Origin of the sequence: Pseudomonas sp. NPDC089758, assembly GCF_044748705.1 — a bacterium.
Lineage (GTDB): Bacteria > Pseudomonadota > Gammaproteobacteria > Pseudomonadales > Pseudomonadaceae > Aquipseudomonas > Aquipseudomonas putida_X.
The window spans coordinates 44,569-58,556 of sequence record NZ_JBIVGN010000006.1; the positions used below are offsets into that span (position 1 = coordinate 44,569).

Sequence of the window (13,988 nt, forward strand, 5' to 3'; positions counted from 1 at the left end):
ATGAAAATTGCACTCGTACTCATCTTCGCCCTCTCGATCGCCTATGTTCATCTGCGCGGTCGGGTACGCCACAAGCTCACCCGCCAGTTGGGTGACCACTCCAGTTTCCTGGCCCCGGTCAACAGCTTCCTTTACCTGTTCTCCAGGCACCCGGCCAAACCCTACCTGCCGGTCGAGGCCTTCCCCGAGCTGCAGCCACTCAAGGATCACTGGCAGGAAATCCGCCAGGAGGCCCAGCAGTTGCTGCATGTTGGCGAGATCAAGAAGTCCGACAATTACGACGACGTTGGCTTCAATTCCTTCTTCAAGACCGGCTGGAAGCGCTTCTACCTGAAATGGTACGGCGAAAGCCACCCGTCTGCGATGAACCTGTGCCCACGCACCACCGAGTTGCTGCAAGGCATCGGCTCGGTCAAGGCAGCCATGTTCGCGACCTTGCCGCCGGGCGCCAAGCTGGTGCGCCACCGCGACCCGTATGCCGGCTCGTACCGCTACCACCTGGGCCTGGACACGCCGAACGACGATGGCTGCTACATCGATGTGGATGGCGAGAAGTACTCATGGCGTGACGGCGAAGCCGTGGTGTTCGACGAGACCTACATCCACTACGCCGCCAACACCACCGAGCACAACCGGATCATTCTGTTCTGCGACATCGAGCGCCCGCTGAAATACCGCTGGGCGACTGCGTTCAACCGCTGGTTCAGCCGCAATGTCATGGCTGCCGCGGCAGCGCCGAACAATGCCAATGACAAGACTGGCGGCATCAACCGCCTGTTCACCCGGATCTACAAGATCCGCGAACGGGGCAAGGCACTGAAAAAACGCAACCGCATGCGCTACTACCTGGAGAAGTGGCTGGTGGTGGCGGCCTTGGTTCTGGTGTTCATCTATATCTGAATGGGCCGGGAGCCTTTGCCGCCATGATCCACATCCGCCCCATGACGCCCGAGGATTTCGAGCGTTTCTGGCCCACCTTCCAGGCCGTTGTCCAGGCCCGCGAAACCTACGCCTACGACCCCGCCCTGAGCTTCGAACAGGCGCGCCAGCTATGGTTGGAGCTGCCCTTGCGCACGCTGGTGGCCGAGCAGGACGGTGTGTTGCTGGGGTCGTACTACCTCAAGGCCAATGCCGCGGGCCCCGGCGCCCATGTCGGCAACTGCGGCTACATGGTTGACGAAGCCGCCCGTGGCCGTGGCGTGGCCAGGCTGATGTGCGAGCATTCACAGAAACTGGCGCGCCAGGAAGGCTTCCTGGCGCTGCAGTTCAACTCGGTGGTGGCCAGCAATGAAGTGGCCGTGGCGCTGTGGCACAAACTGGGCTTCGAGACCGTCGGCCGCTTGCCCAAGGCTTACCGCCATGCCCGCCTGGGCCTGGTGGATTGCCTGGTGATGTACAAATGGCTGGCCGACGAGCCGGTAGTGGAAAAACCGCCGCTGCTGATTGGCCGCAAGAACATCGAGGCGCGCGTGTCGCGGCGGCGTGGGCGCTAGGTGCGTTGCACTTTTCTGCGAACCCGTGGCATAGATGCAGGTCAACGCCTGTATGTGACCGTTTGCGCCACTCAAGGAGCCCCGCATGAACAATCCCCCCTACCTTCCACCCAAGGTCTGGCGTAACGAAGCTGCCTCCGGCGGCCAGTTCGCCAGCATCAACCGCCCCATCGCCGGCCCTACCCACGACAAGGCGTTACCTGTCGGCAAGCGTCCGCTACAGCTGTACTCGCTGGCCACCCCAAACGGTGTGAAGGTCACCATCCTTCTTGAGGAACTGCTGGCTCTGGGCCACAGCGGCGCCGAGTATGACGCCTGGTTGATCCGCATTGGCGAAGGTGACCAGTTCTCCAGCGGGTTCGTTGAGGTCAACCCCAACTCGAAGATCCCCGCCCTGCTCGACCGCAGCGTCGAGCCAGCGGTGCGGGTATTCGAATCGGGCTCGATCCTGCTGTACCTGGCCGAGAAATTCGCGGCCTTCCTGCCCAGCGGTGCGGCCGCGCGTACCGAAACCCTGAACTGGCTGTTCTGGCAGATGGGTTCTGCGCCTTATCTGGGTGGGGGCTTTGGTCACTTCTACGTGTATGCCCCGGAAAAGTTCGAATACGCCATCAACCGCTTCACCATGGAAGCCAAGCGCCAGCTGGATGTGCTCGAACGGCGCCTCGCGCAAAGCCGCTACCTGGGTGGCGACGAGTACAGCATCGCCGATATCGCCGTATGGCCGTGGTATGGCCAATTGGTGCGCGGCAACCTGTATGACGCAGCAGAGTTCCTTGCCGTGCATGAATACCCGCAGGTGCAACGCTGGGCCGAGGAAATCGCGCAGCGCCCGGCCGTGCAGCGAGGCACCCGGGTCAACCGCACTTGGGGGGACGAAGCCAGCCAGGTGCCCGAGCGCCATTCGGCAGCGGACCTGGATTAAACGCGTGAGGGCCGCCTGGCGGCCCTTCGCCGGGCACGCCGGCCGCCGCAGTGCCCGACAATGCCCCGCTGCAAAAAACCATTTGCCCCCGCGCAAACCTGCTTCCGCCCAGCCCTTCTTGTACACTCCTCGCAAAAGCCCCCACCTGCACACATTTTGGTGAAAGCATGATCGAGGTAACCGAGGTTTCCATTGCCGAGCTGCGCGATGCGCTCGAACAGGGCCGCACGACGGCGGTCGAGCTGGTCAAGGCCTACCTGGCGCGCATCGACGCCTACGATGGAGCCGATACCCCCACTGCGCTGAACGCTGTGGTCGTACGCAACCCCGAGGCGATCAAAGAGGCCGAGGCGTCCGACGCGCGCCGCGCCCGCGGCGAACTGCTCGGCCCGCTCGACGGCATCCCTTACACCGCCAAGGACAGCTACCTGGTCAAGGGCCTGACCGCGGCATCCGGCAGCCCGGCGTTCAAGGACCTGGTAGCCCAGCGCGACGCGTTCACCGTCGAGCGCCTGCGCGCCGGCGGCGCCATCTGCCTGGGCAAGACCAACATGCCGCCCATGGCCAACGGTGGCATGCAGCGCGGCGTCTATGGCCGTGCCGAAAGCCCATACAACGCCAACTACCTGACCGCACCGTTCGCCTCCGGCTCATCCAACGGCGCCGGCACCGCCACCGCTGCCAGCTTCAGCGCCTTCGGCCTGGCCGAGGAAACCTGGTCCAGTGGCCGTGGCCCGGCCTCCAACAACGGCCTGTGCGCCTACACCCCTTCGCGCGGGGTCATTTCGGTGCGCGGCAACTGGCCGCTGACACCGACCATGGACGTGGTAGTACCTTTCGCCCGTACCATGGCCGACCTGCTGGAAGTGCTCGATGTGGTGGTTGCCGACGATGCCGACAAGCGCGGCGACCTCTGGCGCCTGCAGCCTTGGGTGCCAATCCCGGCGGCCTCTTCGGTCCGCCCGGCGTCCTACCTGGACCTGGCGGTTGACGCCAGCGCGCTCAAGGGCAAGCGTTTCGGCGTACCGCGCATGTACATCAATGCCGACCCCGAGGCCGGCACGTCCGAAAAACCTGGCATCGGTGGCCCGACCGGCCAGCGCATCAACACCCGTGCCACGGTCATCGAGCTGTGGCAACAGGCGCGCCAGGCCTTGGAAGCAGCGGGCGCGGAAGTGGTCGAGGTGGATTTCCCGCTGGTTTCCAACTGCGAGGGCGATCGCCCCGGCGCACCGACCGTGTACAACCGCGGCATCGTCAGCAAGGCGTTCCTGCATGACGAGCTGTGGGAACTGTCCGGCTGGGGCTTCGACGATTTCCTGCGCGCCAATAACGACCCCAAGCTCAACCGCCTGGCCGATGTCGACGGCCCGCTGATTTTCCCCCACGACCCAGGCACCCTGCCCAACCGTGAAGACGACCTGGCCGCCGGCATGGACGAGTACGTCAACATGGCCAAACGCGGCTTGAAGGGCTGGGACCAGATCGAAACCCTGCCAGACGGGCTGCGCGGCCTGGAAAAGACGCGCAAACTGGACCTGGAAGACTGGATGGACGCTCAAGGCCTCGATGCGGTGCTGTTCCCCACCGTGGCCGATGTCGGCCCGGCCGACGCCGACGTGAACCCAGCCTCGGCGGACATCGCCTGGAGCAACGGCATCTGGGTGGCCAACGGCAACCTCGCCATTCGCCATCTGGGCGTGCCGACCGTCACCGTGCCAATGGGCGTGATGGCTGACATCGGCATGCCGGTGGGGCTGACATTCGCCGGGCGTGCCTACAGCGACAATGCACTGTTGAGTTTTGCCGCGGCCTTTGAGGCGACCGGCTCACGCCGCATGGTGCCGCCGCGTACACCGGCACTGGGGTGAGGATGGCCTGAAAGGCCATTTGCTTATCCACCCTTGGATCGAGCGCCGCTTCGGCGCTCGGTTCGCGGCGCATCGCAAACGCCAAGCCCCTCTAAATGGCCACGCGAGCCGCCGGACTACTTCTCGATACGAAAGCTCGCCACCAATCTGCGCAGCTCCCCCGAACGCCCGTCCAACCTTTCACACACCCCCAGGGTCTGCTCTTGGCCCGTCTGCACATGCTGATTGAGCGTGACGATTTCGCCCACTTCCCGACTGATTGACTCGACCACCGCACGTTGCTGATCCGTGGCTGCTGCGACGGACTGATTCATGTCATCGATATCAGCCAAACGCCCTATCACTGCGTCGATACCTTCGCAGGCCTGAGCGATGACGTGAACACTGCGTTCAGCGTGGCGATGGCTGGCAACCATCGAGGCAATCGACGCTTGGGCGCCGACCTGCAGCGATTCGATCATGGCGTGGATCTCCTTGGCCGACCCTTGGCTGCGATGCGCCAGTTGGCGCACCTCGTCCGCTACCACCGCAAAACCTCGGCCAGACTCCCCTGCTCGCGCAGCTTCAATGGCTGCGTTGAGTGCCAGCAAATTGGTCTGTTGGGCGATGCTGTGAATCACTTCAAGGATACGGCCGATGGCTTCAGTCTGGTCACCCAATTGCTCCATGCTCGCGCGGGCGGTTTCAACCTGGGCGGCGAGCGCATCCAGTGCCGTGGAGCCATCGCTGAGAATACGCTGGCCCTGCTCGGCCTGGTTGCGCGCCGCAGCACTCTGTACCGAAACATTCGCGGCATTGCCGGCGATTTCCTGGGCGGCAGCACCCAATTGCTCGATGGCAGCGGCAACCGTGTCGCTGCGCTGTAGCAGTTCGCTGGACTGGCGCAGGGTAGCCTGGCTGGCCTGGACCACACTGCGCGCACCTTCATCGACGCCGACACTGCCACTGGCGACCAGGCCGATGGTGCGCTGCATGCGCTCGACGAAAAGGTTGAACGACTTGGCCAGTTGGGCCAGTTCATCTCGGCCGGTGGCAGGCAGGCGCTGGGTAAGGTCGCCCTCACCGTTGGCGATGTCCTGCATGGCGACGTTCATACGCAGCAGCGGCTTTAGCAGCATACGCAACAGTGCACCGAGGGCGAGCATGACCAACAGCACTGACACCAGCATGGCGATCAACGCCGAACCACTGAAGTCGCGCAATTGCTGGTAAGCCAGGTCACGATCCACCGAAAGCCCGACGTACCAGTCGGCACCCGGCAGCCCCGGTACCGGGACGAAGGTATCGATGCGAACCTGGCCATCGACCTCGTGCTCTTGCAGATCACGACTGACTTTCAGGGTTTGCCCCCGGTCCAGTTCGTCGAGACGCCGGTTGATCAGGTCCGTCTGGGGATGCACCAGGATTTTCCCGGCGCCATTGACCAGGTAGGCGTAGCCTTTGCCTTGCAGGTCGACGCTGCCGATGATCTGGACCAGGGTATCGATCGGCATACCCGCGCCCACCGCGCCAAGCAACGCACCGGCACGCGCTACCGGGGCAGCGGCAGCCATGATCATCTCCTGGGTAGCGGCATTGACATAGGGCTCGGTGAGCACGCTGTCATTGCGCGCCTGCACGCGCTGGTACCAGTCGCGCTGGCGAGCATCGTACCCGGCGGGCATATCCTGCTGCGGGCGAATGCTGAAACTGCCATCGGCGCGCGCCAGATACACCATGTTGAAAGTGTTTTTCAGCACATCCTGGCCGAATGCCTGCTCGACAGCCGCCTCGCTGGTATCGTCGGCCAGGCGTTGTGCCAGGCTTTCCACCAGCAGTACTCGCCCGCCCAGCCAGTTGTGAACGCTGTCGGCGGCCAGGGCGCCAACCTCGCGCAGCTGGCTTTGCAGCTCCCGAGCAGGCGCTTTTGCCAGATGTAGTTGTACAGGGTGAACGATGCGAAGGCGCTGACCACGACCAAGGCCGCGGCCAACAGAATCTTGTGGTTGAATTTCATCATCAAGGCTCTAAAAAGGGCCGCGCAGCAAACCCTGCGCGGCCAAACACGCGCTACGCCATTTGCGGCCCCAGGAGCGCGAGGACGCGAATGCTGGCAGCGTCTCAGGCGACCCGCCCTCCCAGGTACAGTTCGCTGACTTGCGGGTCGTGCATCAGCTCCCGAGCATTGCCGGTCAACGCTACACTGCCCATCGACAGCACGTAGGCACGGTCGGAGATGCGCAGCGCCTCCATCGCGTTCTGCTCCACCATCAGGATGGTCACGCCTTCCTGATCGCGGACCTGCTGGATGGCTTCGAACACTTCCAGCAGCACTTTGGGCGACAGGCCTGCCGAAGGTTCATCGAGCAGCAGCAGGCTGGGCCTGGGCATCAGGGCCCGGGCCAGGGCGAGGATCTGCCGCTCACCACCGGACATGGATGCCGCGGGTGCGTTGAATTTCTTGGCCAGGATCGGGTAGGCCGTGCACAGTTCATCGATACGTCGCTGGTTGTCCTGGGGCCGCTGATAGTGCCCGCCCACATGGAGATTCTCGCGGATGCTCAGGCTGGCGAAGACGTTGTCGGTCTGCGGCACGAAGCCAAGCCGGCAACGGCGGATCTTCTGATGCACGGGTACCCGCGACACGTCCTGCCCCTGCAGCAGGATCTGCCCCTTGCGCGGCAGCAGGTAACCGGCAATGGTTTTGAGCAAGGTGCTCTTGCCGCAACCATTGGGGCCCAGCAAGGTAACGATTTCCTTCTGTTCGGCATGCAATGTCATGCCGCGCAGGATGTCCACCTCGGCGGTGTAGCCGGCGACGACGTCCTTCACTTCGATCATGGCGCGTTCTCCTCGAGGGCTTGCGGGCTGTGACGGCCACCCAGATAGGCCTGGATCACCCGCGCGTTGGTGGCCAGTTTGTCGGGGCTGCAGCTAGCGACGATCTCGCCGCGGTCCAGGACTACGCAGCGGCTGCAGACATCGCGGATGAAATGCATGTCATGCTCGACGATCACCAGCGTCATGCCTTGGGCATTGAGGCGTTTGAGCGCCTCCACCAGGTCACGGCGCAGGTTGGGGTGCACCCCGGCGGTAGGCTCGTCGAGCAGCACCAGTTCAGGCTCGCCCATCAAGGCGCAGACAATGCCCAGCAGTTTCTTCTGCCCGCCCGACAGCGCCGCAGCCGGCAGGTCGCGCACAGGGCTGAGCAGCAACTCATCGATCAGCCGCTCGGCCTTGGCTCGTGCCTGCTCCTCGGCCCGGCGCAGCGCCGGAAGGCCGAGCAAGGTGGCGAACACACCGTGCTGGCGAGTGCTGGCAGCCATCGCCACCTCGATTACCGACATCTTGGTGGGCATGGTAGGCAGCTGAAATGTCCGGGCAATGCCGTGGCGGACAATACGATGGGCCTGCAGCCGCTCGATACGCCGTGCCCCCAGCGCAATGGCGCCGCCATCGACCGCTTCAAAACCCGTGATGCAATTGAGCAAGGTGCTTTTACCGGAGCCGTTGGGCCCGAGCAGGCCGACGATTTCGCCGCGCTGCACGTTGAAGCTGACGTCACGCAGCACCTGGTTGCCGCCAAAGGCCTTGGCTACCGACTGCACGTTAAGCAGGTATTGGCGCGAAGCACTCATGCGATCTTCCTTACTTTTTCGGGGATCAGACCTTCACTGCGCCACATCAGGCAGGCCAGCAGGATCGCGCCGATCAGGCCCAGGCGCAGGGCGCCGGCAAGGTCGGAGTCAAAACCCAGGTAATCCTTGGCGAACGGCACCAGGCTATAGGCGGCCTGGACCAGGAACACCCCCAGCAATACGCCGCGCAGGTTGCCCAGGCCACCGATCATCAACATGGTCCAGAGCAGGAACGTCTCGGAGGCGAGCAGGTAGTCAGGGCCGACATAACTCATGAAATGGGCGTACAGCGAACCGGCGACAGCGGTGAGCGCAGCGCTGGCCATGATCGCCCGCGACTTCAGGGAGGTCAGGTCGTACCCCATGCAGGCGGCCAGTTGCGGCTCTTCGCGCATCAGCCGCAGCGCACGCCCGAAGCGGCCATCGGCGAGGCGCTGGCAGAGCAGCGTGGCGACACCCAGCAGCGCCAGCATCATCACCAGAAAGCCTACACCGTCGAACAGCGTAGGGATCGCACCGATGCCTTGCGCACCACCGGTAAGCCAGCCCTCGTTGGTCGCCACCACGCGCAGGATTTCGGCGATTGCCAGGGTGGCGATACCCCAGTAGTCCGAAGCAAGCTTGCGCCCCAGGCGGGCCACGCCCGCGCCCAACCCCATGGCCAGAAGGACACCAACGGCCATGCCGAGCCATGGCGAATAACCCGCCTGGACCGCGATGCCGGTGGCGTAGGCGCCCAGGCCGGCGAAGGCGATGTGGCCGAAATTGAGCAGGCCGCCATAGCCGGCCTGCAGGTTGAGCCCCAGTGCCATCAGGCCATAAAGGCTGGCGAAGGTAAGCGCGGAAACCAGGAAATCAAACACGGCGCACCTCCCGGTCGAACAGGCCGTAGGGCTTGAACAGCAATGCCAGCAGCAGGATCAGGAACGCAGCGCCGCTGATGTAGGACACCGGCAAGAAAGCCATCTCCCGGCCCACCAGCCAGCCGACGTTCAGGTTGGTGACCAGGGTTTCGGTGAAGGCGATCAACAAGGCGCCGGCGACCGCCCCCATGGGGTTGCCAAGGCCACCGAGGATGGCCGCCGCGAATACCGGCAGGAGCAGGTCATGCCCCAGGTTGATGTGGGCACCGGTGGACAGTGCCAGCAGGCCGCCGCCCAGCCCGGCGATGGCACCACTGGCGAAGGTCACCATCAGGGTTATGCGGGCAGCGTGCAGGCCACTGGCGTTGGCCAGTGCCGGGTTGCCGGCCAGCGCGCGCATGGCACGCCCCAAGCGGGTGTGAAACAGTGCCACGGTGAACACCGCCAGCAGAACGAGGGTGGTGGCGAAGAAGTACAGTTGGGTGTGGGTGATGCGCGCATCGCCCAACAGGATCGGCGCCGTCAGGGGTAGCTCGAACATCCTTGGAAAAGTACCCGCGCTGCCCTGCAGCGCCGCGACCAGCAGCATGGCAATGGCCAGCGAGCCGATCATCGCGATGGCCGGGCCACTTTTGAGCAGACGCTGGAACACCAGGCGCTGCAGCGCCAGGGTCAGGGCACCGACCAGCAGTGCGGCAAACAGCAAGGCCAACGGCAAGGGCGCGCCAGCGGCGCAAAGGCCATAGGTGAGGTAGGCACCCAGCATCGCGTACTGGACGTGGGCAATATTGGGAAACTTGACCAGGCCATACACCAGGCTGAGGCCGAAGGCGATCAGCGCCAGGTCGGTTGCCCGCAGCAAGGTATCGATCAGGAACTGCAACATGGAAAACACTCCGCAAGAGCAGGCTCAAGCCCGCCCGGCGAGCCGGGCGGGGGTATCGCGTCCTTATCGAGGGACGACTTTGCCGCCGTCATACTTGAGCTTGGCGTAGGGCGGGTCGAGCCGCTGGCGGCCGTCGTCGAAGGCGACTGTGCCAGTCACGCCGTCATAGCCCTTGCCCACCTCCTTGAGGGCAGCCTGTACTGCGGCCGGCTCGGTGCTGCCGGCCTTCTCGATCGCCTTGGCCGCCATCAGCACGGCGTCGTAGGCATAGCCGGTGTAGGAGGTTTTCATGCCTTCCTTGTATTTGGCGGCAAAGGCATCGGCGTAGGCCTTGCCGGTCGGGCCGACGAACGACCCGACCTCCATCCCCAGCTGGCCTTGGGCGATGTTGGCCGGCGTGTCCGACAGGCTCATGGACAACAGGATCGCGTACCACGGCTGTTCACGTAGCCCCAGTTCCAGTGCCTCGCGGTTGATGACCGCAGACTCCTGCCCGTAGGCGGTGTAGATGTATGCGTCCGGTTTGCTGCGGGCAATCTGTTGCAGTTCGCGGCGGTAGGTTGACTGGCCGGCGGTGTAGAGCGTCTCGTTGACGATCTTGCCGCCGAGCTTTTCGAACTCAGCGCGGAAACCGTGGGCTACGCCTTGGCCATAGGCATTGTTCGGTGCCAGAACGGCGACGTTACGAAAGCCCAGGTCCCAGGCATCCTGGGAAGAAAATTTGTTGCCCTTGTCTTCCAGGCCGATCAGGTTGAACGAGCTGCTGCCCAGGTCGCGGATCTTCACACTGGTGCTGGCGATGTTGATATGCACCACACCCTCTTTCACCAGATATTGGCCCATCGGGATGCTGATACCCGAGGAATATTCGCCGATCACTACCGGCACCTTGTCGACGCTGACCAGCTTGCGTGCGGCGTTGATGGCGGTGGTGGGGTTGCCGCCGGAATCTTCGACGATGACCTGGAATGGCTTGCCCAGCACACCACCGTCGGCGTTGACCTTGTCTTCAGCCAGCTTCACGGCGCGGCGCACGTCTTCGCCAACGGTAGCGTTGGCGCCCGTCAGGGAGAGCACGGCGCCCATCTGCACAGCTTCAGCGGCTGACGTGAACGGGGCGGCCGTGGCCAGGGTAAAAAACATCGAAGTCGAGATAAGCATGGAGCGGAACTTGAAAGGCATAACTGTCTCCTTGGAATGATCGTGACGGCGTCGCCGTCGCTCACTGCGTCATGCAGCCCCCTTGCGCCAGCGGGGCAAAACAGCTCAAGCACCGATGCTCCCTGAGTCGCTCGTGGCAAATCACGGACGCACCGCTCCGGTCCTCCCGAGGGTTGCGGAAGGAGGAAAATTCATGGCATCGCTTCGAAGCCCTTACCAGATAGGCAGGGTGTAACTGACGGTCAGGCGGTTGTGGTCGATATCGCCCAGTACGTCGCTGCGCAGTACGCCGTTGCGCCAGGCAACGCCCACGCCTTTCAATGGCCCGCCCTGCACCACATAGCTCAGTACGATGTCGCGCTCCCACTCTTCACGGTCGGAACCAACGGCAGTCTTGATCTGGTCGCCCTTGAGCCAGGTGACGCTGGCGTTCAAGCCTGGCACGCCGAGCGCGGCGAAGTCATAGGCGTAGCCGCCCAGGATGGTGCGCTCACCCGCATAGGTGAAGTTCTGCACCAGGCTGTCGGTGATCACATACGTGCTGGTGCCGCCTGCGCCCTCATTGGCCAGGCCGCCCTGGTTCAACTGGGTGAAGACGCTGTCGTCCGACACCTGCTGGTACCCCAGGGTCAGGGCATGGCCGCTCAGGGCGTAGGTGAACTTGGCGCTCCAGGTCGAATTGTCCAGTTCGCCATCGTTGCCACTGCCGTTGGTCGATGCCAGGTAGCCTGCCGCACGGTCGGCATTCTTGCCATCAGAGGTGGTGCGGAAGTAGCGCAGGTCGGTCTTGAGCACGCCAGGGCCCAGTGCCAGGCTGTGCAGCGCACCGATGAAGTGCTGGTCGTAATAGTCTTCGAGGTTGGCGAAGTAATACTGCAGGGTCAGGTCCTTGATGCCCTTGTAGTCGCCCCCGGCGAACCGCAGATGGTTGCTTTGCTGGCTGCCACCGGCGATAGACATGCCGGTGAAGTTGCTCGACATACGGCCCACGACATGCTCGATCTGGCCGCCAGTGAGCGTCAGGTTGTCGATCTCGTTGCTGGTGATCTGCCCGCCTTCGAACAACTGCGGCAGCATGCGGCCGTCGTTCGACCAGAGGATAGGCAGCTTCGGCGTGAGGATGCCGTAGCGGGCCTCGGTCTTGGAAAGGCGCATCTTGCCGGTCAGGCCACCGCGGCTGAAGTTGTCCACCGCCTCGCCGTCGCTGTCGGCCGGGAAAATGGACCGCGCACCGGATGCATCCAGCTTCACGCCCAAGGTGTAGGTGGCATCTACCCCGAAGCCGACCACGCCCTGGGTGAAACCGGATTGCACGTTGAGCAGGAAGGCTTGGCCCCACTCGTCCTGGGTCTGGGTATCGGTGTCCCGGAAATCGTGGTTGAAATAGAAGTTGCGTAGCTCCAGCTTTGCCGTGCTGTCTTCGATGAACCCTGCGGCAAGCGCCTGCCCGCCGCAACTCCCCATGGCCGCAAGAATGGCCATATTCAATAGTTTTCTCTTCATGTGAAGCGACTCTCCCTTGTACGTTGCTTTTTTAGGACGCACGCCCCCGCGGGGCTGCCATGGCAAGGCAGGCCCGGGGCACGAATACGGAGTGGCGACAGATAGAACCCGGAGCGCGAAGGCTCCGGTCATTGCATTCAGGCCGCGCGAGCGCCGCCTTGAATTTCGTCGTCTTTGCGACGTTTACCTACGGACAGGATGGCGACCAGCGAGATAGCTACGGTTGCCAGCATGTACAGGGCCACCGGCTGCCAGTCGCCCTTGTACTCGGCCAGCAGCCAGGTTGCGATCAGCGGTGCCGTGCCGCCCGCCAGTGCAGCGCCCAGCTGGTAGCCCAGGGTGATGCCGGTGTAGCGCACGCGGGTGGAGAATATTTCCGAAGACAAGGTGCCGAGCACGGCGGTGACCGGCGCCCACAGCACGCCGAAGCCGATGACGGTGGCGAGGGTGATGCCCCATTGGGTGCGAGTATCGAGCAGCATGAAATACGGCACGATGTACAACGCGATGGCCAGGATGCCGCCGATGTACACGCGCTTGCGGCCGATGCGGTCAGACAGCCAGCCCATGACCGGGATCAGCAGCGAGGCCACCAGCGCACCGATCATCACGGCGTTCAACGCTGAGACCTTCTGGTAGCCGAGGTTGTTTACCGCATAACTGACCACGAAGGTCGAGAAGATATAGAACGGCGCCGTCTCGACCACTTTAAGGCCCGCGGCGATCAGCACTTCACGCCAGTGATTGCGCAGCGTCTCTACGACGGGCATTTTCGAAACATTACCGCTGGCCTTGGCTTCTTTGAAGTCCGGGGTTTCGTCGAGGCCGTGGCGGATCCACAGACCGAGAAACACCAGGCCGGCGCTCAGCACAAAGGGCACACGCCAGCCCCAGGTCAGGAAGTCTTCCTCGGGCAGCATCGCCATCAGGCTCACGGCCATGGTGGCGAGCAGCATGCCTAGGGTCACGCCCACTTGCGGCACGCTGCCGAACAAGCCCTTGCGGCTGGCCGGTGCGTATTCATAGGCCAGCAACAGCGCCCCACCCCACTCGCCACCAATGCCAAGGCCCTGGATCACCCGCAGCAGGATCAACAGGATCGGAGCCCAGACGCCGATATGTTCATAAGTCGGCAGGCAGCCGATCAACACGGTTGCGCCCCCCATCAGCGACAACGTGATGACCAGCGTTTTCTTGCGCCCGATGCGGTCGCCGATGTGTGCAAACAGTACGCCGCCAATAGGCCGAATAAAGAACGTCAGGGAAAACGACAAGTAAGCCAGTAACAGCCCGACCACCGGATCGAAGTTGGGAAAGAACAGTTTGTTAAAAACCAGCGCGGCGGCTGTTCCGTAAAGAAAGTAGTCGAACCACTCGATCGAACTGCCTGTGAGGCTGGCGACCAATGCGCGGCGACGAGTCTTGGCCGATTGCGCCTCGGCGAGGGAATTGCTCATGTGTTATGCCTTATTTTTTTTGGGTTGGGCCACAACGACCCAAGTATCACTGGGTAGCACCGATCCTAGATTTCATCGGGCACAAGGTGCAACCACACATTTTTCTATAGGTATAACAAAAAGGGTGAATGACGCCGAAATGCACCATTGCAGTGCGCGCCATGGAGATGCCAAACGTTTGCTGCCTTGGTCTAGTACATAACTATTTTTAT

12 protein-coding genes and 1 pseudogene are annotated in these 13,988 nt (G+C 63.1%); 4 read left to right on the forward strand and 9 right to left on the reverse strand.

Annotation, left to right across the window (positions count from 1 at the left end):
• The 4 genes from lpxO (at position 1) to ACIPZH_RS10420 (ending at position 4,289) form a co-directional block, all read left to right on the forward strand.
• Positions 1-900: a lipid A hydroxylase LpxO gene (lpxO, locus tag ACIPZH_RS10405; protein ID WP_267816723.1), complete on the forward strand. Its 900-nt coding sequence runs from the start codon at positions 1-3 to the stop codon at positions 898-900.
• 23 nt (positions 901-923) lie between these two features.
• On the forward strand, positions 924-1,493 hold the full coding sequence (locus tag ACIPZH_RS10410) for an N-acetyltransferase (protein ID WP_349974860.1): 570 nt from the start codon (positions 924-926) through the stop codon (positions 1,491-1,493).
• Positions 1,494-1,578: 85 nt separating this feature from the next.
• Positions 1,579-2,418, forward strand: a complete 840-nt coding sequence (gene yghU / locus ACIPZH_RS10415) for a glutathione-dependent disulfide-bond oxidoreductase (RefSeq protein ID WP_400636110.1) — start codon at positions 1,579-1,581, stop codon at positions 2,416-2,418.
• 167 nt (positions 2,419-2,585) lie between these two features.
• Positions 2,586-4,289: an amidase gene (locus ACIPZH_RS10420; RefSeq protein ID WP_400636111.1), complete on the forward strand. Its 1,704-nt coding sequence runs from the start codon at positions 2,586-2,588 to the stop codon at positions 4,287-4,289.
• Positions 4,290-4,405: 116 nt separating this feature from the next.
• On the opposite strand, the gene ACIPZH_RS10425 is transcribed toward ACIPZH_RS10420, so the two are convergent.
• From ACIPZH_RS10425 to ACIPZH_RS10465, 9 genes and pseudogenes are all read right to left on the reverse strand, one after another.
• Complete coding sequence (locus tag ACIPZH_RS10425; RefSeq protein WP_400636258.1) at positions 4,406-5,263, reverse strand: methyl-accepting chemotaxis protein; 858 nt, start codon at positions 5,261-5,263, stop codon at positions 4,406-4,408.
• Between the two features lie 6 nt (positions 5,264-5,269).
• A pseudogene (locus ACIPZH_RS10430) lies at positions 5,270-6,280 on the reverse strand (cache domain-containing protein); the annotation flags it as partial.
• A 109-nt stretch (positions 6,281-6,389) separates the two neighbouring features.
• A complete protein-coding gene (locus tag ACIPZH_RS10435) occupies positions 6,390-7,109 on the reverse strand; it encodes an ABC transporter ATP-binding protein (protein ID WP_400636112.1) in 720 nt (239 codons plus the stop codon).
• Positions 7,106-7,906 (reverse strand): ABC transporter ATP-binding protein, encoded by an 801-nt coding sequence (locus tag ACIPZH_RS10440; RefSeq protein WP_400636113.1) that lies wholly within the window; start codon positions 7,904-7,906, stop codon positions 7,106-7,108. Before ACIPZH_RS10440 ends, ACIPZH_RS10435 begins: the two co-directional genes overlap by 4 nt.
• A complete protein-coding gene (locus ACIPZH_RS10445; protein WP_400636114.1) occupies positions 7,903-8,769 on the reverse strand; it encodes a branched-chain amino acid ABC transporter permease in 867 nt (288 codons plus the stop codon). The genes ACIPZH_RS10440 and ACIPZH_RS10445 overlap by 4 nt, the downstream gene beginning before the upstream one ends.
• Entirely contained in the window at positions 8,762-9,655 is an 894-nt protein-coding gene (locus ACIPZH_RS10450) for a branched-chain amino acid ABC transporter permease (protein WP_400636115.1), read from the reverse strand. Before ACIPZH_RS10450 ends, ACIPZH_RS10445 begins: the two co-directional genes overlap by 8 nt.
• A 63-nt stretch (positions 9,656-9,718) precedes the next feature.
• Entirely contained in the window at positions 9,719-10,837 is a 1,119-nt protein-coding gene (locus ACIPZH_RS10455; RefSeq protein ID WP_400636116.1) for an ABC transporter substrate-binding protein, read from the reverse strand.
• Between the two features lie 192 nt (positions 10,838-11,029).
• Positions 11,030-12,319: an OprD family porin gene (locus ACIPZH_RS10460; RefSeq protein WP_400636117.1), complete on the reverse strand. Its 1,290-nt coding sequence runs from the start codon at positions 12,317-12,319 to the stop codon at positions 11,030-11,032.
• Between the two features lie 137 nt (positions 12,320-12,456).
• Positions 12,457-13,776: an MFS transporter gene (locus ACIPZH_RS10465; RefSeq protein WP_400636118.1), complete on the reverse strand. Its 1,320-nt coding sequence runs from the start codon at positions 13,774-13,776 to the stop codon at positions 12,457-12,459.
• Between the last annotated feature and the right edge of the window lie 212 nt (positions 13,777-13,988).